Here is a 20,488-nt window from a genome sequence, read left to right as displayed (position 1 = left end):
CGGTGATCGACGTCCTGATCCTTTCGGGGCACATGACCATCGAGCACGACAACGCCCACCGCAGCTTCCGCCTGCACAACCAGTGGATCACGACGCTGCTGGAGGACACCGGGCGCTTCACGGTCCGCGTCGTCGAGGATCCGCGCGGGCTCCCGGCGAGCGTCATCGACAGGTACGACGTGCTCATCGTCATCTTCGAGGGTCGCGACGGCTACCACGACATGGCGACCGGATTCGGGGCCGAGACGGATGCCGCGATCCTCCGCTTCGTCCACGACGAGGGCAAGGGCATCGTCTGGTTCCACGGCTCCGCGGCGCAAGAGGACCGCTGGGGCTACCCCGAGGAGTACAACGTCATGCGCGGAGCCAAGCTCAGCGCGTGGGAGACGGGCCTGCGCCCCCGCCCGTGGGGCGAGGCGCAGCTGCACACGGCCGAGCCGCGGCATCCGATCACCGAGGGCATCAACCCCACCTGGACCGTCACCGGCGACGACATCCTCGTCGGGGTGCAGATGTACGACGGCGCGCAGGTGCTGCTCACGACGTTCGACGACCTCGAGGCGTACGAGAAGGCGCCGGTGTGGCCCATGTCGCACTACCCGGTCGATATTCCTGAGGGCGGCATCGCCGAGCTGCCGGGCATCAACACCGAGCAGCCTCTGGCGTGGATCAACGAGTACGGCGACGGCCGGTCGTTCACCATCACGATCGGTCACGACATCGACACGTTCCGCCGCATCGAGTTCATCCGCATGTTCCCCCGCGGGGTGGAGTGGGCGGCGACCGGCGAGGTCTCGCTGACCGGTCCCGACCGCCGCGGCGACCGCCGCATCAACCCCTGGCCGTACTACAACGGCGAGGGGTGACGCGCGCTGCCTGCGCCGCATCGCGCGGCCGGGCACCGACGTCTCACGAGAACAGGGGATGTCACCGCAACAGGCCGCTGTGGCGCGGATCGCCCTGTTCTCGTGGCATCCCCTGTTCTGGTGACACGTGCCTGAGTGAAGGAGAGGTGAGCATGATCGGGATCGGCATCCTCGGGGCGGGCTCCATCGCGGAGCGCGCGATGGTCGAACCGGCTCGGACGGTCGACGGCGTCGAGGTCGTGGCGATCGGGGCGCGCGACCCGGAGCGGGCGCGCGCGTTCGCCGAACGCCTCGACCTGCCCGCGTGGGGCGATTACGACGCGGTGCTGTCGAATCCGCGGGTCGACCTCGTGTACCTGGCGCTGCCGCCAATCGTGCACGCCGAGTGGGCGGAGCGGGCGCTCGCGGCGGGCAAGCACGTGCTGTGCGAGAAGCCCCTGTCAGCGAACGGCACGACCGCCGAGCAGATCGCCGATGCCGCGGATGCCGCGGGCCGGCGCGCCTTCGTCGGGTTCCACTTCCGTCTGCACGGCTTCATCCGCGAGCTCCTCGACACGATCGGCTCGGGCGTGCTCGGCGACGTGAAGCTCGTCGAGATCGACTTCAGCATCCCCCACTTCGTCGTGCAGCCCGGCAACATCCGCCTCGACGGCGACCTCGCGGGCGGCGCGGTGATGGACGTCGGCTGCTACGCCGTCGACCTGCTGCGCGCGGCCTTCGGCGAGCCCGAGGTCGTGTCGGCGACGGCGCAGACGTATGAGGCCGACCCCCGGATCGACCTGCAGGCCGACGCGGAGTTGCGTCTGCCCGGTGGTTTCCCGGCCCTCCTGCGGGCTTCGTTCCTCGGTGACGACCAGGGCGCGATGTGGGTGCGCGTCGACGGCGGCGATGCGTCGTTGCTGGCGACCAGTGTGATCGTTCCGCAGTGGGGAGCGACGCTCACCGTGACGTCGTCCGACGGCGAGGTGCTCCGCTCCGTCGCGGCGGAGCCGGGGGAGAACAGCTTCGCGCGACAGCTCGAGCACCTGCGCGATGTGCTCTCCGACGGCTCGCCGAGCGTCCTCGACGCCCGCCGCGGCGCGGGGACGATGCGGGTGGTCGACGCGATCTACCGCGCGGCGAGACTTCAGCCGCGCTGAGTCGCGGCATCCGGTCTCCCCAGAACAGGGAACCGTGCGAGAACAGGACGGCACGCCCGCGGCTCGTCCTGTCACCGAACGATCGCCTGTCGTCGCGTGCGCCCGCAGACGGAGAAGGGGCGGCAGCCGCGCGGCCACCGCCCCTCGTCGTGTGCGTCAGGCCGAGACCCGGGCCCGCTCCAGGATCGGCCGCAGCACCTTCTGCACGTACCAGCCGGCGACCATCGTGCTCTCCGCGGGGTGCGGGCTCTGGTCGGACTCGACGACGATCCAGCCGCGGTAGCCGTGCTCGGCGAGGGCCTCCACGAAGGCCTCGAAATCGACGAGCGCGCGCTCGTCGCTCGGCTCGAAGAACCAGCGCAGGATCTTGCGCGACCCGCCCTCGGTGCGGATGAACTGCTCGGCGTGCGGCGTCGACGCCTCCGCGTCGTCGACCGTCTCGCGCGCGTCCTTCAGCTGCACGTGCACGACCCGGTCCGGGTACCGCCGGTACAGCGCGACGGGGTCGATCCCCGCGATCGCGAGCTCGGCGGTGTCGATCGCGAGGCCCACGGTGTCGGCATCCGTCGCCGCCAGCAGACGGTGGATGCCATCACCCAGGCGCAGCGCCGAGAGGAAGTCGACGTGCAGGCCCAGGGCGATGCCTTCCTCGGCGATGGCGGAGCCGACGGCGTTCCACAGCGTCGCCAGCACCCCGATCTGCTCGTCGGAGAGCGCGCCGGTCTGCCACGCCGACGGCGCCGCGCGCACGACCAGCACGCTCCCGCCGAGGCGGCGCAGGGCATCGGCGAACCACCGCGCGGTGCGCACGATCTGCTCGACCGACGCGGGGTCGAGGGGATCGGGCCCGCGGCCCATCTCGACCTCGAAGCCGACGGACGGGTCGTAGACGTAGCTGCTCACGGCCTCGATCGCGCACGAGGAGAGGAACTCCCCGAACTTCTCGACCGAGCCGTACAGGTCGGCGAGCTGCTGCGGGGTGCCGAGCGGCTCCCATGCGCCGAAGCTCTCGGCGGTCAGCTCGACGCCCGAGAACCCGCTGATGGATGCCGTCTTGAACGCCCGCTCGTGCTCGCGCTTGCGCACGAACGAGTCGATGTTGGTGTCCCACTGGTTGATGGCGTAGGCCCAGCGCACGTCGCTCATCGCGCGACCTCCTCGGAGTAGATGCCGTCCAGCACGTTCTTGGCGTACCAGCGTGAGATCGCGGTGCTCTCGGCGTAGTCGCCGCCGAGCTTGTCGGCCTTGTCGTGCTCGACGCTGATCCAGCCGGTGTAGCCGTGGTCGCGCACCGAGCGCATCATCGCCTCGAAGTCGACGAGGCCCTCGTCGGTGCCCATCTCGTAGAACCACTTCTCCGTCGTCTTCGCCGAGACCTCGGCATCCGGGAACATCCGGTAGTCGTCGTTGACGTCTTTGTGGCGGGTGTCCTTGAAGTGGAAGCCCGTCACGCGCTCGTGGTGGGCCGCGTACACGTCGACCGGGTCGACGTCGGCGATGCAGTGCTGCGCGGTGTCGACGAAGAACTTCACGTAGCGCGGGTCGGAGTAGGAGTAGAAGCGGTCGATCTGGTCGCGCGTGCGGATGCCGGCGTAGAACTCGTGGTGGCAGGTGAGGTTGACGCCGTACTGCTGCGTGAGCTCGCCGACCTTGCCCCAGATGTCGGCGGCGTGCTTGAGCCCGTCGTCGGGGACGCCGGCCTCGTCGAAGTAGCGCGACCCGGGCATGACGATGATGTTGTCGAGCTGGATGCCCGACCACATGTCGAGCGTGCGCTGGAAGTCCTCGAGGATCGTGCCGTGGGTCGCGGGCACCTCGGGCGCGTAGCGGTCGGGGGAGTAGTAGACGCCGTGGAACGTGTTGACGATGCGCTCGAGGCCCTGCTCCTGCACGAACTCCTGGTAGTTCGCGACCGAGCCGTACTGCTCGAAGATCTGCCAGATGCGGAAGTCGAAGGTGTCGATCGCGTCGAAGCCGACGGCGGCGACCTGCTGCAGGAAGCGCTTCATCGCCAGCTTGGACTGCCACTGGTCGTGAGGCCCTGCGGGGCCGTTGGCCCGCCAGTGGTCCATGTAGCTCCATTTGATGGGCCGGTCGGTCATCACGTGCTCCTTCTTTCGACGTGCGAGCGCGTGAGGTACCAGGTCGTGTCGCTTCGAGCGTGCGCGAAGCGACACGACCTGGCACCTCACGCGGGAGGGTTCGAGCGGTCGGAGAGGGCGACGGCGGCCAACGACAGATGACGCGAGGTCATCTCCCACGGGTCGTCGTCGAGCCACTCCTGGCCGCCCCACTCGCTGCAGAGCGTGCCGGTGAAGCCCGTCGCGGCGAGGGCTGCGCCCACATCGCGAAGGGGGTCGGAAAGTCGGTGGTCGGCGTCGTCGAGGTCCCAGAACTTCAGGTGCACCGCACCGAGGAGGGGGAGGACGGATGCCAGGTCGGCGAGCTGCGCGCGCCCGAAGCGCACGAGCAGGTTCATGTACAGGGTGTGCACGGGTCCGGGGACGCCTCCGCTGTGCAGGAGATCGAGCACCGCGCCGTGGGTCGCCGGGTCGCGCCACTCGTCGCGCAGACGGCGCACGAGGTCGGCCGGGATGCCGCCCCCCTCGAGCCGCTCCAGGTACGTGACCGGGAGCGCCGGCATGAGCATGCTGATGTCGAGCAGCAGGCGCACGTGCGGGGTGTCGAGGGCCGCGATGCGCGCGTACGCGTCGGGGCGGAGGGCGGGCGTCTCGTGTCCCTGGGCCTCCTCGAACAGCACGAGGTCGAGCTCCTCGAGCAGGGGGACGAGATCGTCGAGCAGGGCCCCGGCCTGGCCGATCGGCAGGCGCACGCCCGCGGCGCCGACGGCGGCGGCCGCGCGCAGTTGCGGTTCGAGGAAGGCCCGGCGTTCGGCATCCGTCCGCCGTCGGGCGCGATCGAACTCGTCGATGCTGACGCCGACGATGCTCACGCGTCCCCCGGCCGCGGCGAGCCGATCGCGGAAGGCCTCGGCGTCGGTGAGGTCGGGGGCGGGGAAGCCGCGCCACATCTGCCCCAGCTCGATCTCGATCGCCCGCGCGATGCGGCGCTCGACGAGCGTGAGGGCGAGGTCGGGGGCGGTGCGCTCGGCGCGGATGACCTCGGGGGTGAGGTTGAAGGCGCTGGCCGAGAGGGTCCAGGTGGCGGGGAGGGTCATGCGGCGCTCCCCACGTCGAGCGAGACGCTCGCGGCGGCGGCATCCGCGACCAGGTCACGGGTGAACGAGAACGGCAGGCGCAGCGGTTCCGCGGGTCCGCCGGGCAGGTAGGGGATCTCGAGGCGGAACGACACCGTCACCTCGTGGATGCCGGGGGACACGGCATCCGGGATCTCCAGCACCACGCGATCCTGGAGGTGCCACCACGCGTCCTCGGCGGACAGCTCGGCCGGGGAGATCCGGCGGGCGCCGAGCGCGACCGCGGGGTCGCACGGCGCGCCGTCGATGCGGAGGGCGACGTCGAGCAGGCTCGCCAGCGGCAGCGAGCGGATCCACGGCAGCGACACCCGCACCTCGGTGCGCTCGGCGCGCACCCGCAGGGCGTCGTCGCGTAGGGCGGAAAGGGTCATGGCGGGCACGTCCTCGTGTCACGCACGCCGACGGCGTGCTTCCGCACATAATCTAACGACTAACGTCGAAAAAAGCCAGAAGTTAGCCGTGGGCTCCGTGCACGGCTGCCACCGTGGGGCGACCCTCCGCGAACCACCGGGGCAGGCTCAGCTCGAACAGCTGCTCCTTCGCGAGGTCCACGCCCCCGCGCAGCGGCTCGCGGGAGTCGTTCTCGCTCGTCTTGATCGCGAGGTCGCGCGTCGCGAGCGGGAGCGACAGCTCGTAGACGCGCTGCCGCACCTCGGCGAGGAAGAGTTCACCCGTCGACGCGACGGCCCCGCCCACCACGATCACCCCGGGGTTGAACATGTTCACCAGGGCGGCCACGGCCTCGCCGACCTGACGGGCCGAGGCCTGCACGAGAGAGATGGCCAGGGCGTCGCCGCGACCCGCCGCACGGGTGATCTTCTCCAGCGTCAGGGTGTCACCGGATGCCACGGCCTCGGCGAGCGGCCCCGTGGCGCCGTCCGCGATCGCGGCGCCCGCGTCGCGCACGAGGGCCCACCCGCCAGCGACGGCTTCGAGGCACCCGACCTTGCCGCAGCGGCACACCTGCTCGGCGCCCGGGACGCGGACGTGGCCCATGTCACCCGCCGCACCGTTCGCGCCGCGGTGCAGGCGCCCGTGCGAGACCAGGCCCGCGCCGATGCCGGTCCCGACCTTGCAGTAGATGAGGTCGACGGCCTCGTCGCGGCGGCGCGAACGCTCAGCGGCGGCGAGGAGGTTGACGTCGTTGTCGACCCAGACGGGGGCGTCGTAGCGCTGCTCGAAGACCGTGCGCACGTCGTAATCGTTCCAGCCGGGCATGATCGGCGGCGCGACGGGCCGGCCGGTCTCGAAGTCGACGGGGCCGGGCAGGCCGACCACCAGGGCCCACACCGGGATGCCGTCGCCCCGCGCGAGCAGATCGTCGACCATCGACGTCGCCGTGCGGAGGGTCTCGTCGGGTCCGCGGGAGATGTCCCACGCCTGGTGCGCCTCGTCGAGGATCGCGCCGTCGAGGTCGGTCACGCCGACATGGATGTGCAGGCCCCCGAGGGCGCACACGACGATGCGGCCGCGCTCGGCGCGGAAGCGCAGGGTGCGCGGCGCCCGCCCTCCCGAGGAGGGGGCGTACTCGGCATCCTCGAGGAAGCCCATCTCGACGGCGCGATCGACGCGCTGGGCGACGACGCCGCGCCCGAGTCCGGTGATGCGGCCGATCTCGGGGCGCGTGACGGCGTCGCCGACGCGGACCATGTTGACGATGCGCAGCAGGCTCGTGACCTCGTCGGTCTGTGCGCCGAAGCGGAGGGTAGACACGTTCGCCATGCGTTGATCCTCACACAGGACGGGCCCGACCCTGCCGGATTTCGCGCATCTATGGTTCATTAGTCTCCGACTTCAGTATTTTTCAGGCTGAAGTGGCGAAGGGGCCGACATGACGTGGGGCGTGGGGATCATCGGTTCGGGTCCGGGCGTCGCGGCGCTGCACGCGCCGACCCTCGCCCGTGTGAGCGAGGACTTCCGGCTGGTGCACGTCAGCGACGCGGGGAGCGGCCGCGCGGCCGTCATCGCCGATCGGTTCGGGGCGCGCGCGTCGACGGGGGTGGACGCCCTCCTCGCCGACCCCGAGGTCGACGTCGTGGCGATCTGCAGTCCGCCCGCGCGGCACGCGGAGCACGTGCGCGCCGCCCTGGCTGCGGGCCGCCGCGCGATCTTCGTCGAGAAGCCCCTGGCCGACACCGCCGACGACGCCGACCGTCTGGTCGAGGAGTGCGCCGCGGTGGGGGCGCTGCTCGTCGTCGGGACGAACCACCTCTTCGATCCGGCCTGGGCCAAGGCGACCCACCACCTGCACGCCATCGACGGGCGTATCTCGTCGGTGACGGTGACGCTCTGCCTCTCGCCGAACGACCGGTATCACGCCCTCACGATGGGAGAGCCCCTGCCGGCCGGGCCTGCGGCGCCGCGCCCGCCGCTCGACCTCGACGATCCCGAGCGCAGCGCCGCGATCGTGCGTCGGCTCATCGCGGGCTTGGGCGTGCACGACCTGCCCCTGGTCCGCGATCTCGTTCCCGCGACGCCCGAGCTGGTGTGGGCGCGACCCGTGGCGCCGATCGGCTTCGACCTCGCCCTCCGCGCCGACGGGGCCCTCGTACGGTTCACGGCCGTCATGCTGCCGGAGGGCGCCGACTCGCTGTGGACGGTGAGCGTGGCCACCGCGGGGGCCCGCGTCGACGTGGAGTTCCCCCCGCCGTTCGTGCACGTCGGGGGAGCGCGCACCACCGTGCGCGACGCGCAGGGCGTGCAGACGGCGTACCCGGTGGACCGGCGGGACGGATACGAGGTGGAGTGGCGCGCGCTCGCCGCGCTGCTGCGGGGGGAGGCGGCCATGGAGTACGACGAGCTGCGCGCCGACGCGGCGTTCGTGATGGCGATCGCCGACCAGGCGGCCGTGGCGGTGCGGGCGGGAGGCACGCGGTGAGCGCCGTGCGCACCGGCCTCGCCGCCTATCGCGCGGCCGTGGCCGAGCTCGCCCCGCGCGTGCGGCCGGGTGGCGGGGCTGACGCGATCCGGGTGGTCGAGGGGTGGGGCGCCTGGTGGGAGCGGCTCGAGGGGGCGGCGGCGTTCATCGTCGACGAGCCCGAACCCGCGCCGACGGAGGTGCACGAGGGTCTTATCGCGCTTCGCATGCCGGTCGTGGTCGTGCGCCGGCGCCTGCGCCCCGACGTCGTCGCCGACGCGATCGGCGCCGTCGAGACGACGCGGCACGTGGTCGTGGATGCGTGGAGCGGACGGACGGATGCCGCGACGGTGCTGCGTGACGCGGTCGGCTGGGCGCGCGTGCTGGCCGGCGGCCCCGTGCGCGCCCTCTCGAGAGCCGACACCGAACGCGCGACGACCCTCGCCGTGCGGAGCGAGGCCGGGGTGGGGGCGAGCATCACCCGCGCGATCGGGGGCGGCGTGGGCGGGGCCCTCACCGCGACCGCGCTCGGGCCGCGGCGCGTCGAGGTGCGCGTCGATAGCGCGTCGCCGCTGCACGAGGTCGCGTTCGACGACGAGGAGGGCCGCCGTACGTCCCGCGCGCGCCGCGAGTCGCCCGAGCGTCTCGCCCTCCGCCGCATCCTGGACGCCGGGGAGGGGACGGTACTCAGCGACCTGTCCGATCTCGCCGCGGATGACGCCGCCGCCGCTCTCTCCTGACGCTGCCCCGGCGATGCAATGTCCCACTTTTGGTGGGTTGGATGCCGCCCAAGTGACCACTTCTGGGACATGCACCGCCAGAAAGGGGACGAGGTCCCCCGCCGAGCCGGGCACAGCGGCGAAGTATCAGGCACACCGATGCGCGGCATCCACGGGATCGGCTTCCCTGATACGTACTTCGGTCGGATAGTGGAAGAAGAGCCGGAACGACCCGTCTCACCCGAAAGGATCGAAGATGATCAAGCTTCTCTCTCATCTGTCGTTCGTCGCGATCACGACTCCGGATGTCGAGGCGTCGGTGGACTTCTACGTCAACCAGGTCGGTCTGACCGAGGTCGCTCGCGAGGACGGCCGCGTCTACCTCCGCTGCTGGGGCGACTATTACGCCTACTCCGTCGTCGTCGCGCACGGCGACGAGCCCTCGCTCGAGACCATGGCCTGGCGCACCTCGTCGGCCGAGGCGCTGGAGGAAGCCGCGAAGCGCGTGCAGGCCGCCGGCATCGAGGGCGAGTGGTTCGAGGGCCGCGGCATCGGCCGGGCGTTCCGCTTCACCGGCCCGTTCGGCCACAACATGACCCTGCACTGGGACGTCGAGCGCCATCGCGCCGAGCCGCACACCGCGTCGATCTTCCCCGACCGTCCCGAGAAGCGCAGCCCCGTCGCGGGCGCCCCGCGCCAGCTCGACCACGTCACGGTCGCCACGCAGGACGTCGACGCGTTCGTGCAGTGGTACGTCGACACGCTCGGCTTCCGCTTCATGGCGCGCACCGTGCTCGACGAGGCGCCGATCTCGGTGTTCTCCGTGCTCACGACGAACGAGAAGTCGCACGACCTCGGCGTCGTGCTCGACGGCTCGAGCCGCGCCGGCCGCATCAACCACTACGCCTTCTGGGTCGACACCCGCGAAGAGCTCCTCATCGCCGCCGACACCCTCATGGAGAACGGCGTCCCGATCGAGTACGGCCCCAACATCCACGGCATCGGCGAGCAGACGTTCCTCTATTACCGCGAGCCCTCGACGCTGCGCATCGAGCTCAACACCGGCGGGTACCGCAACTACGTGCCCGACTGGGAGGCCAACACCTGGAAGCCCTCGCAGGGATCGAACAACTTCTACCGCAACGGCCGCATGCCGATGTCGATGACCGAGTCGTTCCCGCCCGCCGACGGCCCCAGCGCCACCGAAGAGGGCGTGCCCGACGAGATCAAGGACGCCCTGCTGAACCCCTACGCCGTCGAGGGCCGGGGCTGAGCGAAGATCCCGGTCGGGGAAAGTGAGCACCACCATGACGACTGCACCCTTCGCGCTCGCGCGCTTCCGTGAGGCGGATGCCGTGCGCATCGGTCTCGTCGCCGGAGACCGCATCCGCGCGCTCACCGCCGACGAACTGGGTGGGGGTCTGAACGCCTTCCTCGCCGACCCCGACTGGGATCGCCTCGACGCCCTGGCCTCGGCTCGGGACGAGGCGCCGGGGGAGTGGCATCCGCTCTCGGATGTCACCCTCACGGCGCCCGTCGAGCCCCGCCAGGTGCTGCAGACCGGCGCCAACTACCGCGAGCACGTCATCCAGCTCGTGGCGGCGGGACTGACGCAGAACACCGATCGCACGCCTGGGGAGGCGCACGCCTTCGCCGCCGAGATGATGGACGAGCGCGCGCGCAGCGGTGAGCCGTACTTCTTCATCGGGCTCCCCGCGTGCGTCGTCGGCGACGACGTGCCGCTCGTGCTCCCCGCCTCCAGCGAGGTGCACGACTGGGAGCTCGAGCTCGCCGTCGTGATCGGCAAGGAGGCCTTCCGGGTCTCGCGCGAAGACGCCCTCGACCACGTCGCCGGATACACGATCGTCAACGACATCACGACGCGCGACCTCGTCTTCCGCAAGGACATGAAGGAGATCGGCACCGACTGGTACCGGGCCAAGAACGCCCCCGGGTTCCTGCCGACCGGACCCCTCCTCGTCCCCGCGCGCTTCGTCGACCCCGCCGACACCGCGGTGCGTCTCGAGCTGAACGGGCAGGTGATGCAGGATGCCAACACCTCCGACCTCCTCTTCGACGTTCCCGCCCTCGTCTCGGCGGCGTCGCAGACCCACCCCCTGCTGCCCGGCGACCTGCTGCTGACCGGCAGCCCCGCCGGCAACGGGCAGCACTGGAAGAGGTTCCTGCGCGACGGCGACGTCATGACCGGGACCATCGGCGCGCTCGGCACGCAGGTCGTGCGGTGCGTGGGGGAGGCGGGGTCGTGACCCTTCGACAGGCTCAGGGTCCCGACGCTGCGGTTCAGGGTCCCGACGCTGCGGTTCAGGGGCTCGACGCTCCGGCGCAGCTCCCGTCGGAGAATCCGGCCGACCTCGACCGGCAGAACCCCGAGGCCGAGATCGCGCTGCGCGCCGAGGCCTACCGCAATTGGGGGCGGTGGGGCGACGACGACGTGCTCGGCACGCTCAACTTCATCGACGACGACATCCGCCGGGCGGCCGCGGCCCTCGTGCGGGAGGGGCGCTCGATCTCGCTCTCGCAGCCGTTCGACACCGACGGCCCGCAGAAGGGTTGGCGCCGCCGCACCAACCCCGTGCACACGATGACCGACACGGGCACCGACGCCGAGCGCGGCAACCAGGGCTTCCCGCACGGCATCGGCGGTGCCGACGACGTCATCGCGATGCCCCTGCAGTGCTCGACGCAGTGGGACGGCCTCGGTCACATCTTCGACCACGGCTTCGCGTGGAACGGCCGCCGGGCGGGTGACGTCGTCACTAGCGACGGCGACCTGGTCACGGGCATCGAGCACGCGGCATCCGTCATCGTCTCGCGCGGGGTGCTTCTCGACGTGGGCCGGCACCTCTCGCCCGAGACGGGAGAGCTCGCCGACGGCCACGCGATCACCGTCGCCGACCTCGAGGCGTGCGCCGCCGCCGAGGGCGTCGAGGTGCGCCGCGGCGACATCGTGCTCGTGCGCACCGGCCACTACACCCGTACCCGTCGCGAGGGCTGGGGCGACTACGCCGGGGGCCCCGCGCCCGGCCTCTCGCTCACGACCGCCGGGTGGCTGCACCGCACCGAGATCGCGGCGATCGCCACCGACACGTGGGGATTCGAGGTGCGGCCGAACGAGTTCGACGTGCCGGCGTTCCAGCCCCTGCACCAGGTCGTCATCCCGAACCTGGGACTGACGATCGGCGAGATGTGGAACCTCGACGAGCTCGCGTCGGCGTGCGCCGAGGCGTCACGCTGGGAGTTCCTGCTGGCAGCTCCCCCGCTGCCGATCACCGGGGCCGTCGGGTCGCCGGTGAACCCGCTGGCCCTCCTCTAACACCCCCGTCCCAGAACAGAGAGGTTCTGATATGACCGCCGTTCAGAAAGTCGCGATCGCCGGAGCCGGCGTCGCGGGCCTGGCCACCGCCATCTTCCTCGCGAGGGCCGGGGTCGAGGTCGACCTCTACGACGCGCAGCCCGCCCTGACCACACGCGGCTCGGGCATCACGCTGCAGGGCAACGCCCTGCGCGTCTTCGACGACCTGGGCGTGTGGGACGAGGTCGCCGCCGCCGGCAAGGCGTTCGAGGGACTGAATCTGCGCGCCCCCGGACCCGGCGCCCCTGTCGTCGCGGCGCTGCCCGACCTGAAGACCGGCGGGCCCGACTACCCCTCGACGATGGGGATGTCGCGCCCCGACCTGGCCCGCATCCTGCTGGCCGCGGCCGAGCGGCACGGTGCGCGCGTGCACTTCGGCACGCGCGTGACCGGGGTGACCCAGACCGACGACGCGGTCGCCGTGGAGGTCGACGGCGAACCCGCGGGAACGTTCGACCTGCTCGTCGGCGCCGACGGCCTGCACTCCGCGGTGCGCGAGCTGGTCGGCATCCATGTCTCCCCCGAGCAGACGGGCATGGGCATCTGGCGCACCTTCGTGTCGCTGCCGCCCGACGTCGACCGCAGCGAGCTCTACTACGGCGGCCCGATGTACATCGCCGGCTACACGCCCACCGGCGACGACACGATGTACGCCTTCCTCGTCGAGGCGGCGCAGGACCGCTCGCAGGCCACGCCCGAAGAGGCACGGCGCATCATGGTGGAGCAGTCCCGCGCGTACGACGGGCCGTGGAACCACATCCGCGCCGACATCGAGGCCGGGGCCGACGCCAACTACACGTGGTTCACCCGCCACCTCATCGACGCGCCGTGGAACCGCGGGCGCGTCGTGATCATCGGCGACGCCGCCCACAGCTGCCCGCCGACGATCGCCCAGGGCGCGGCCCAGGGTCTGGAGGACGCCGCCGTGCTCAGCGAGCTCCTCGTGCAGCGGGATGCCGTCGACCAGGCGCTCTGGGACGCCTTCCACGAGCGCCGCGTGGCGCGGGCGAAGGCGATCGTCGAGGCCTCGGTGCAGCTCGGCCAGTGGCAGCTCGACGGCGTCCGCGACGCCGACATGGGCGGTCTGTTGTTCGGTGTCGCGCAGCTGACGGCGGCCCGCGCATGAGCGCGGTCGAGGGGCGGGGCGTCACCGACGTCCATGCGCACCTGCTCATGCCGGGGCTGCACGCCGAGGTCGAACGCCGCGTGCCCGACGAGGTGCAGGCCGCGGCCGACCTCGAGCTGCGCCGCAACGGCCTGTCGAGCATCCAGGCCTCGGGGCGCATGATCGGCGAGCGCTTCCCGCGCCTGACCTCGGTCGACGCGCGCCTGGCCGCGATGGACGCGCAGGGGGTCGAGCGGCAGTGGGTGAGCCCCTCGCCGAACCACTTCTACCCGTGGGCGAACGAGGGGCTGGCGACCTGGACGACGGGGGAGGCCAACCGCCTCATCGCCGAGCACGTCGCGCAGGCGCCCGACCGGCTCGTGGGCCTGGGCACCGTACCGCTGCAGCACCCGCACCTCGTCGTCGACGCGCTCGACGACGCCGTGCTCGGTCGGGGGCTCGCGGGTGTGGAGATCTCGTCGTTCGCGGGAGACGTCGAGCTCAGCGACGACCGCCTCGAGGCGTTCTGGGCGCGCGCCGCCGAGCTCCGCGCGGTCGTCTTCCTCCACCCCTTCGGTTGCTCGCTCGACGAGCGCCTCGACCGGTTCTACCTCTCGAACACGGTCGGCCAGCCCACCGAGAACGCCGTGGCGCTGTCGCACCTCATCTTCGCGGGCGTGCTGGATCGGCATCCGGGACTCCGTCTCGTCGCCGCGCACGGCGGGGGATACCTCCCCACCGCAATCGGCCGCTCCGACCGCGCGTGGAAGGTGCGCCCCGAGGCGCACGGCTGCGCGCACGCCCCCTCGACGTACCTGTCGAAGTTGTGGTTCGACACCGTCGTGCACGACGAGCGGGCGCTGCGCTGGCTCGTCGAGGCGGCCGGGGCCGACCGGGTGCTGCTGGGCAGCGACTTCCCGTTCGACATGGGGCTCGACGATCCCGTCGGCTTCGTGCGGGGCGCGGGATTGGCCGCGGCGGAGGTCGACGGCATCCTGGGCCGCAACGCCGACGAGCTGCTGCGCACGCGGGTTCACGCATGAGGATCGCGCGGTGGGCCGACGGCGCCGACGTCGGTGAGGGCTTCGTCGACGGTGACGCGGTCGTGCCGTTCCCCGACGGGCTGCGGGTGGCCGAGGTGCTCGCGCAGGGTTTCGCGGCGGCGCAGGCGCTGTTCGCGCGTCGTGACACCGCGCTCGCGCGGCCCCTGGCCGAGGTGCGTCTGCTCGCTCCGCTCGTGCCCGCGTCGATCCGCGACTTCGTCGCCTTCGAGGAGCACGTCGAGGGCGTGAGCGCCTCGGTCGACGGCAAGAGCGAGGTCGTGCCCGAGTGGTACGAGGCGCCGACGTTCTACTTCACCAACGCGCACACCGTGCGGGCGACGGGCGAGGTCGTCGCGATCCCCGAGACGCAGCGCCTCGACGTCGAGCTCGAGCTCGCGGCGGTCATCGGCGCCGTGCCCGGCTCGGACGGAGAGAACGTGGATGCCGCGACCGCGGCGCAGCACATCTTCGGCTACACCGTGATGAACGACTGGTCGGCCCGCGACCTGCAGTCGCGCGAGATGAAGGTGCGGCTGGGTCCGGCCAAGGGCAAGGACTTCGCGATGACCCTCGGCCCGTGGATCGTCACGGCCGACGAGCTCGAGCCGTTCCTGGACGACGAGGGATTCCTCGCCGTGCGGGCCGAGCTGTTCGTCAACGGGGAGCTGATCGGCCACGACCTCGTGTCGAACATGGGCTGGCCGTTCGCCGAACTCGTGGCCTATGCGGCGCGCAACTCCGTCGTCGTCCCGGGCGATGTGCTCGGGTCGGGGACGGTCGGCAACGGCGGCTGCCTCGGCGAACTGTGGGGCCGTCGCGGTGGTCTCGACCCGCGCCCGCTCGAGCCGGGCGACGAGGTGCGCATGGTGATCGAGGGCGTCGGCGAGATCGTGAACGTCGTGGGTGAGCGGGTGGCGGCACCGCCCGTGCAGCGGGCGCGGCAGCGGTCGAGGGCTCGGACCAGATGAGCACCCCCGGTCTCACCGGGAACCTCTTCGTCGTCACCGGCGCCGCCGCCGGACAGGGGGCCGAGGAGGCGCTCACCCTCGCCCGGGCGGGCGCCGAGGTGATCGCCCTCGACCTCGCCGACGACGCCCCCGCGCTCTCCGACACGGCCGCGATCGCCTACCGTCGCCTCGACGTCTCCCGCGAGGCGGACTGGGCGGCGCTCGCCGCGTCGCTCGCGGGGCGGCGCGTGCGCGGTCTCGTGAACAACGCCGGCATCACCCAGCGGGCGCGCATCGGCGAGCTCGACCGCGCCGACTGGGATCGCGTGTTCGCCGTCAACGTCACGGGCGCGATGCTCGGCATCCAGGCCCTCCTGCCCCTGATGGATGCCGGATCCTCGATCGTCAACATCGGGTCGGTCGCCGCGCTCACCGGGCATTACACGGCTGCGTACACCGCGAGCAAGTGGGCGCTGCGCGGCCTCACGCACGCGTGCGTGACGGAACTCGGGCCCCGCGGCATCCGGGTGAATCTCGTGCACCCGGGCTTCATCCGCACGCCGATGACGGCGTCGGCGCCGACGGCGTTCGCGGAGGCGAACACGGCGATCATCCCGTTGGGCCGCGTCGGGGAATCGGCCGAGGTCGCGGGGATCGTCGCCTTCCTGCTCTCGGATGCCGCGGCGTTCCTCACGGGCGCCGAGATCGGCGTCGACGGGGGCCAGGCGCTCTCGGGGGCGGCGACGCTGCTCTCGCGAGCCCGCCACTAATGTTGAATTCCGACATAAGTGGGGTATGATGAGGGGGACGTCGGGGCCCTCGGGTCCGTTCGCCCGGTGAGGGAGCCGGAGCGGCACACACGGTCGCGTCGATCGCCCGGTCTTACGGGCGCCCCACGCATGACTCTCTCTCCCGCGCGCGTACGCATCCTCGTCGCCGCCCTCCTCTCGGTGTCGTTCCTCGGCGCCCTCGACCACACCGTGGTCTCGACCTCCCTCGCCACGATCGCCGGCGACCTCGGCGCCCTCGAGCACATGAGCTGGATCATGGTCGGCTACACCCTCGCCGCGACCGTGATGCTGCCCGTGCTCGGCAAGCTCGGCGACGTCGTCGGGCCGCGCCTGGTCTTCGTCGTCTCGCTCGTGCTGTTCCTCGTGGCGTCGCTCGCGTGCGGGTTCGCGCCCGACCTCGGCTGGCTCATCGCCGCGCGCGTCGTTCAGGGCCTCGGCTCGGCCGGCCTGCAGCTGATGTCGCAGACGATCGTGGCTCGGGTCACCAGCCCCCGCCAGCGTCCGCGCTACATGGCCGTGATCGGGGCGGCGTTCCCGATCGCCATCGTGGTGGGTCCCGTTGTCGGCGGGCTCATCACCGACTACTGGAGTTGGCCGTGGGTGTTCTGGATCAACCTCCCGGTCGGGCTCGTCGCCCTCGTGCTCGTGCTCGCGGCCGTCCCCCGGCTGCCGGGTGGCGCGCACCCGCGCTTCGACGTGCCGGGCTCGATCGTGTTCACCGTCTCGCTCGTCGGCCTCATCCTCGCGGTGACGTGGATCGGCGACGACGCCCTGCGTCCCGCGGCGATCGTGTGCGCGGTCGTCGCCGTCATCGGCATCCTCGCTCTGGTCGCCATCGAGCGCCGCGCCGCGGCACCCATCCTGCCGCCGAGGATCCTGCGCGACCGCACGATCCTCGTCTGCCTCGGCCTCTCGCTCGTCGTCGGAGCGGGCCTGTTCTCGGTCGTCGCCTACGTCCCGACCTACGTGCAGATGGCGTACCGCACGACCGCGACCGTCTCGGGGCTCGTGCCCATCGCGACCGTGCTCGGCATGCTCGTGAGCAGCTTGCTCACCGGATGGCTCGTCAGCCGATCGGGGCGCTACCGGCTCTACCCGGTGGCGGGCACCGCGCTCGCCGCGCTCGGACTCACCGCGATGGCGCTCCTGCCCGCGGGGATGCCGTTGTGGGTGCCGATGGTCGTGATGGCGGCGGTCGGGATCGGGACCGGGGCCTTCACCAACCTCATCTTCGCCGTCGTGCAGAGTGCCGCGTCGCGCGACGACCTCGGTGCGGTCACCGCGACGACGAACCTCGTGCGGCAGATCGGCGCGGCCGTCGGCACCGCGGTGGTGGGCGGCGTCGTCGGCTTCGCGGTGGCGGCGGGTCTTCCCGCGGGGCTGGATGCCGCGACCCTCACGCCCGCGGCAGCCCGCTCGCTGCCCGAGACGGTGCAGGAGGGGATCGGGCAGGTCTATCACGACGTCTTCGCGCCCGTCTTCCTCGGGCTCGCCCTCGTCTACGCGTGCGGAGTCGGGATCGCGCTGCTCCTGCCGTCGGCGCGGTTGTCGGACGAGATGCCGGCGTCCTCGCCCCCCGTTCCCGACCGTCAGCCCGCCTGAACGACCTCGAAGGAGAGATCATGACCGCCACCCCCACCATCGCCGTCGTCGGCAGCGGGCCCATCGGATCGACCTATGCCCGCCTGCTCCTGGAGGCGCTCCCCGACGCGCGCGTGATCATGTTCGAGGCGGGTCCCCAGGTGACTCCGCGCCCGGGCGAGAGCGTGCGCAACCTCACCGACCCCGACGAGAAGGCGCGCGCCCGCGAGATGTCGCAGGGCCCGCAGGCGGGGCAGTACCGGGACGCGCTCGGCATCCTCGCGGGGGCGGTCGTGGAGGGGATGTTCACCGCGCGTCAAGGGACGCACCTTCTCGATTTCGGCGGCGAGGGGTCCGCGCACGCTTCGGCGTTCCCCGCCGCGGCCGCCGCGACCAACGTCGGCGGGCAGGGCGCGCATTGGACCTGCGCCATCCCGCGCCCGGCCTTCAGCGAGAAGCTCGACTTCATCGCCGACGACGAGTGGGAGGATCTCATCTCCACCGCGGAAGACCTGCTGCACAAGCAGAGCGCGGCGTTCTCGGACTCACCCGTGGGCGCCGCCATCCGCACCCTCCTCGACCGCGAGTTCGCCGCCGAACTACCCGAGGGGTACGGCGTGAGCACCCTGCCGGTCGCGGGCGACCCGCAGCCCGACGGCACGATGCGCTGGGCGGGAGCCGACACCGTGCTCGGCCCGCTCATCGAGCCGGGCACCGACACGGCGGCGCGTTTCGAGCTGCGCGATCTCACGCTCGTGCGGCGCATCGAGCACGACGGCGCCCACGTCCGTGGCGTGGTCGTCGAAGACCTCCGCACGCGCGAGGAGTCGTTCGTCGAGGCGGATGCCGTGGTGGTGGCCGCCGACGCCTTCCGCTCCCCGCAGCTGCTCTGGGCCTCGGGCATCCGTCCCGCGCCCCTCGGCCGCTACCTGACCGAGCACCACGTCGTGATCAGCACCGTCGCCCTCGACGCGGAGCGCATGAGCGCGCTGGTCTCCGACGCGGAGCTCGAGACGGAGCTCGCCCGGCGGGCGACGAACCCCGCCGACCCCGTGGCCGCGGTCAACCGCATCCCGTTCTCGGAGCCCGACCACCCGTACTCGGCGCAGATCATGTACGCCGAGACCCCGCCGTTCCCGCTCCCCGTCGACCACCCCGCGGCCCGCAACCGGTGGGGGTACGTCAACATGGGCTTCGGGACGCGCAAATTCCCCCGTGTCGAGGACGGCGCGACCTTCAGCGACGACGAGCTCGACTACCGCGGCATGCCGAACTTCACGATCGAGTACGCCCTCACCGAGCGCGAGAACGCCGAGATCGCCGAGGCCACCGCGCGTCTGCGCCGGGCCGGGCAGGCCCTCGGCACGTTCATCGCCGAGCCGCGGCTGCTGCCGAACGGCTCGAGCCTGCACTTCATGGGCACGATGCGGGCGGGAACCGACCCCGCGACCTCCGTCGCCGACCCGTTCTCGCGCGTGTGGGGCTTCGACAACCTCGTCGTCGGCGGCAACGCCCTCATCCCCACGGCGAACACGATGAACCCGACGCTCACGAGCGTCGCCATCGCGGTGCGCGGCGCCCGCCGTCTGGCCGACGCGCTTCGTGCCCCCGCCCCAGGCGCGTGACTCGCCGGCATCCGTCGCTGCACAGCCCGCCGAAGCGACGAGACCCGGCGACTCGCGCGCGGCACGGGGGTGTCACGCGCTGGCGATAATGGACCGATGGAGCCGTGGGAGATGCGGGAGTGGTTCGCCGAATTCCTCGAGGCGCTGAACCGGCACGACGTCGATCGGGTCCGTGAGTTCCTGCACCCGTCGGTGCGTCGCGCGCACCTGCCCGCGGGCGCCGACGCCTGGATCGCCGACTACGCGAACCTGCTGCACGGCTTCCCCGACTGGCAGTGGAAGCGCATCCAGCTCCTCGTCGAAGACGACCGCCTGGCCGTGCACCTGCGGGGCGGGGGCGGTCACACCGGCCCGTACGCCTTCGTCGCTCCGACGCGCACGCGCGTGAGCATCGCGTCGTTCGCGATGTACCGGGTGGAGCGCGGGCTCATCGTCGAGGCCACCGGCACCGACGACGCCGCGCAGATCCGCTCCGCGATCGCCTGAGCGCGGCCCCCGGGGTTTCGCTTACTGCGACAGCTCGCGGTCGAGGCGGTCGAGGAGCGATTCGAGCGAGACCTCGAACTCCTCCTCGGCGTGATCCTCGCTGAGCAGCGCCCGCAGGTGGCGCACGGTGGGGGCGTCGTCGAGCGACGCGGTGCCGTCGTCCGCGGGGATGTCGGCGTCGCCCTCATCGAGCGGCTCTTCCACGGGTCCGGTCTGTGCGCCGCGGACTGCGGACTCGAGCAGCAGCTGTCCGAGCAGGAAGCTGCTGAACGCGCGGTAGGCGCTCGCGGCCTGAGCGTCGCTGAAGCCCTGCTCGAGGAGCGTCGACAGGAAGATCTCCACGACCTCGACGCTGCGCAGCGGCGGCCGCAGCCACGGAGCGGCCGGGTGCCGCGTCGCGACGAGCGGGAAGGCCCGCGGGTGCTCCACGGCGATGCGCCGCACCTCGTGGGCGGTGATCTGCAGGAAGCTCTGCCACTGCTGCGTCGACGCGTCCTGGAGGGCGGCCAGCAGGTCGTGCATCAGCAGCCGGACGATCGCCTCGAGCAGGTCTTCCTTGCCGTTGACGTAGCGGTAGAGCGACATCGCCTCGACGTCGAGCTCCTGCGCCAGGGTGCGCATCGACAAGCCCGACGCGCCCCGGCTGTCGATCTGCGCGAGGGCGGTGCTGACGATGAGGTCGCGACTCAGTCTGCGCGCGCTCGAACGCGGCGCATTCTGCGTTTCCTGGGACATCGCA

The 20,488-nt window shown here is 71.8% G+C and carries 20 protein-coding genes; 14 read left to right on the top strand and 6 right to left on the bottom strand.

Features of this window, described 5'->3' with window-relative positions:
• Nucleotides 1-2 precede the first annotated feature (2 nt).
• Nucleotides 3-866: a ThuA domain-containing protein gene (locus Q0818_RS15140; RefSeq protein ID WP_298876683.1), complete on the top strand. Its 864-nt coding sequence runs from the start codon at nucleotides 3-5 to the stop codon at nucleotides 864-866.
• Nucleotides 867-1,018: 152 nt separating this feature from the next.
• Nucleotides 1,019-2,005, top strand: a complete 987-nt coding sequence (locus tag Q0818_RS15135; RefSeq protein ID WP_298877113.1) for a Gfo/Idh/MocA family oxidoreductase — start codon at nucleotides 1,019-1,021, stop codon at nucleotides 2,003-2,005.
• Nucleotides 2,006-2,161: 156 nt separating this feature from the next.
• Here Q0818_RS15135 and Q0818_RS15130 read toward each other — a convergent pair whose 3' ends face one another.
• The 5 genes from Q0818_RS15130 to Q0818_RS15110 all read right to left on the bottom strand — a co-directional run bounded on the left by Q0818_RS15130 (nucleotide 2,162) and on the right by Q0818_RS15110 (nucleotide 6,944).
• Nucleotides 2,162-3,151, bottom strand: coding sequence for a sugar phosphate isomerase/epimerase (locus Q0818_RS15130; protein ID WP_298876680.1), 990 nt, complete (start codon nucleotides 3,149-3,151; stop codon nucleotides 2,162-2,164).
• Entirely contained in the window at nucleotides 3,148-4,107 is a 960-nt protein-coding gene (locus tag Q0818_RS15125; protein ID WP_298876677.1) for a sugar phosphate isomerase/epimerase, read from the bottom strand. The genes Q0818_RS15130 and Q0818_RS15125 overlap by 4 nt, the downstream gene beginning before the upstream one ends.
• 86 nt (nucleotides 4,108-4,193) lie before the next feature.
• Nucleotides 4,194-5,183 (bottom strand): restriction endonuclease subunit R, encoded by a 990-nt coding sequence (locus Q0818_RS15120; protein WP_298876674.1) that lies wholly within the window; start codon nucleotides 5,181-5,183, stop codon nucleotides 4,194-4,196.
• Nucleotides 5,180-5,593, bottom strand: coding sequence for a hypothetical protein (locus tag Q0818_RS15115; protein WP_298876671.1), 414 nt, complete (start codon nucleotides 5,591-5,593; stop codon nucleotides 5,180-5,182). Before Q0818_RS15115 ends, Q0818_RS15120 begins: the two co-directional genes overlap by 4 nt.
• Before the next feature lie 82 nt (nucleotides 5,594-5,675).
• Nucleotides 5,676-6,944, bottom strand: coding sequence for an ROK family protein (locus Q0818_RS15110; protein ID WP_298876668.1), 1,269 nt, complete (start codon nucleotides 6,942-6,944; stop codon nucleotides 5,676-5,678).
• Between the two features lie 109 nt (nucleotides 6,945-7,053).
• Here Q0818_RS15110 and Q0818_RS15105 point away from each other — a divergent pair, with 109 nt between their 5' ends.
• The 12 genes from Q0818_RS15105 (at nucleotide 7,054) to Q0818_RS15050 (ending at nucleotide 19,749) form a co-directional block, all read left to right on the top strand.
• Complete coding sequence (locus tag Q0818_RS15105; protein ID WP_298876665.1) at nucleotides 7,054-8,100, top strand: Gfo/Idh/MocA family oxidoreductase; 1,047 nt, start codon at nucleotides 7,054-7,056, stop codon at nucleotides 8,098-8,100.
• On the top strand, nucleotides 8,097-8,819 hold the full coding sequence (locus tag Q0818_RS15100; RefSeq protein WP_298876660.1) for a hypothetical protein: 723 nt from the start codon (nucleotides 8,097-8,099) through the stop codon (nucleotides 8,817-8,819). The genes Q0818_RS15105 and Q0818_RS15100 overlap by 4 nt, the downstream gene beginning before the upstream one ends.
• Nucleotides 8,820-9,054: 235 nt before the next feature.
• Nucleotides 9,055-10,071, top strand: coding sequence for a VOC family protein (locus tag Q0818_RS15095; RefSeq protein WP_136587978.1), 1,017 nt, complete (start codon nucleotides 9,055-9,057; stop codon nucleotides 10,069-10,071).
• Between the two features lie 34 nt (nucleotides 10,072-10,105).
• Nucleotides 10,106-11,065: a fumarylacetoacetate hydrolase family protein gene (locus tag Q0818_RS15090; RefSeq protein ID WP_298876657.1), complete on the top strand. Its 960-nt coding sequence runs from the start codon at nucleotides 10,106-10,108 to the stop codon at nucleotides 11,063-11,065.
• Between the two features lie 131 nt (nucleotides 11,066-11,196).
• On the top strand, nucleotides 11,197-12,132 hold the full coding sequence (locus Q0818_RS15085; protein WP_298877109.1) for a cyclase family protein: 936 nt from the start codon (nucleotides 11,197-11,199) through the stop codon (nucleotides 12,130-12,132).
• A gap of 31 nt (nucleotides 12,133-12,163) precedes the next feature.
• Entirely contained in the window at nucleotides 12,164-13,297 is a 1,134-nt protein-coding gene (locus tag Q0818_RS15080) for an FAD-dependent monooxygenase (RefSeq protein WP_298876654.1), read from the top strand.
• Nucleotides 13,294-14,319 carry an amidohydrolase family protein gene (locus Q0818_RS15075; RefSeq protein ID WP_136587981.1) on the top strand — a complete coding sequence of 342 codons (1,026 nt, stop codon included), beginning with the start codon at nucleotides 13,294-13,296 and terminating at the stop codon, nucleotides 14,317-14,319. The genes Q0818_RS15080 and Q0818_RS15075 overlap by 4 nt, the downstream gene beginning before the upstream one ends.
• The gene (locus Q0818_RS15070; RefSeq protein ID WP_298876651.1) at nucleotides 14,316-15,287 is read left to right on the top strand and encodes a fumarylacetoacetate hydrolase family protein; all 972 of its coding nucleotides are present in this window, start codon (nucleotides 14,316-14,318) and stop codon (nucleotides 15,285-15,287) included. The genes Q0818_RS15075 and Q0818_RS15070 overlap by 4 nt, the downstream gene beginning before the upstream one ends.
• A complete protein-coding gene (locus tag Q0818_RS15065; RefSeq protein WP_298876649.1) occupies nucleotides 15,284-16,036 on the top strand; it encodes an SDR family NAD(P)-dependent oxidoreductase in 753 nt (250 codons plus the stop codon). Before Q0818_RS15070 ends, Q0818_RS15065 begins: the two co-directional genes overlap by 4 nt.
• Nucleotides 16,037-16,165: 129 nt before the next feature.
• A complete protein-coding gene (locus tag Q0818_RS15060) occupies nucleotides 16,166-17,659 on the top strand; it encodes an MFS transporter (protein WP_298876646.1) in 1,494 nt (497 codons plus the stop codon).
• Nucleotides 17,660-17,679: 20 nt separating this feature from the next.
• The gene (locus tag Q0818_RS15055) at nucleotides 17,680-19,263 is read left to right on the top strand and encodes a GMC oxidoreductase (RefSeq protein WP_298876642.1); all 1,584 of its coding nucleotides are present in this window, start codon (nucleotides 17,680-17,682) and stop codon (nucleotides 19,261-19,263) included.
• Nucleotides 19,264-19,359: 96 nt separating this feature from the next.
• A complete protein-coding gene (locus tag Q0818_RS15050) occupies nucleotides 19,360-19,749 on the top strand; it encodes an ester cyclase (RefSeq protein WP_298876639.1) in 390 nt (129 codons plus the stop codon).
• Between the two features lie 21 nt (nucleotides 19,750-19,770).
• Here Q0818_RS15050 and Q0818_RS15045 read toward each other — a convergent pair whose 3' ends face one another.
• A complete protein-coding gene (locus Q0818_RS15045) occupies nucleotides 19,771-20,484 on the bottom strand; it encodes a TetR/AcrR family transcriptional regulator C-terminal domain-containing protein (RefSeq protein ID WP_298876635.1) in 714 nt (237 codons plus the stop codon).
• Nucleotides 20,485-20,488: the final 4 nt, after the last annotated feature.

The sequence above is a fragment of the uncultured Microbacterium sp. genome (assembly GCF_947489255.1).
Taxonomy (GTDB): Bacteria; Actinomycetota; Actinomycetes; order Actinomycetales; family Microbacteriaceae; genus Microbacterium; species Microbacterium phycohabitans.
The sequence above is the reverse complement of the archived record's forward strand: the minus strand, read 5'-3'. Positions and strand labels throughout refer to the sequence as shown.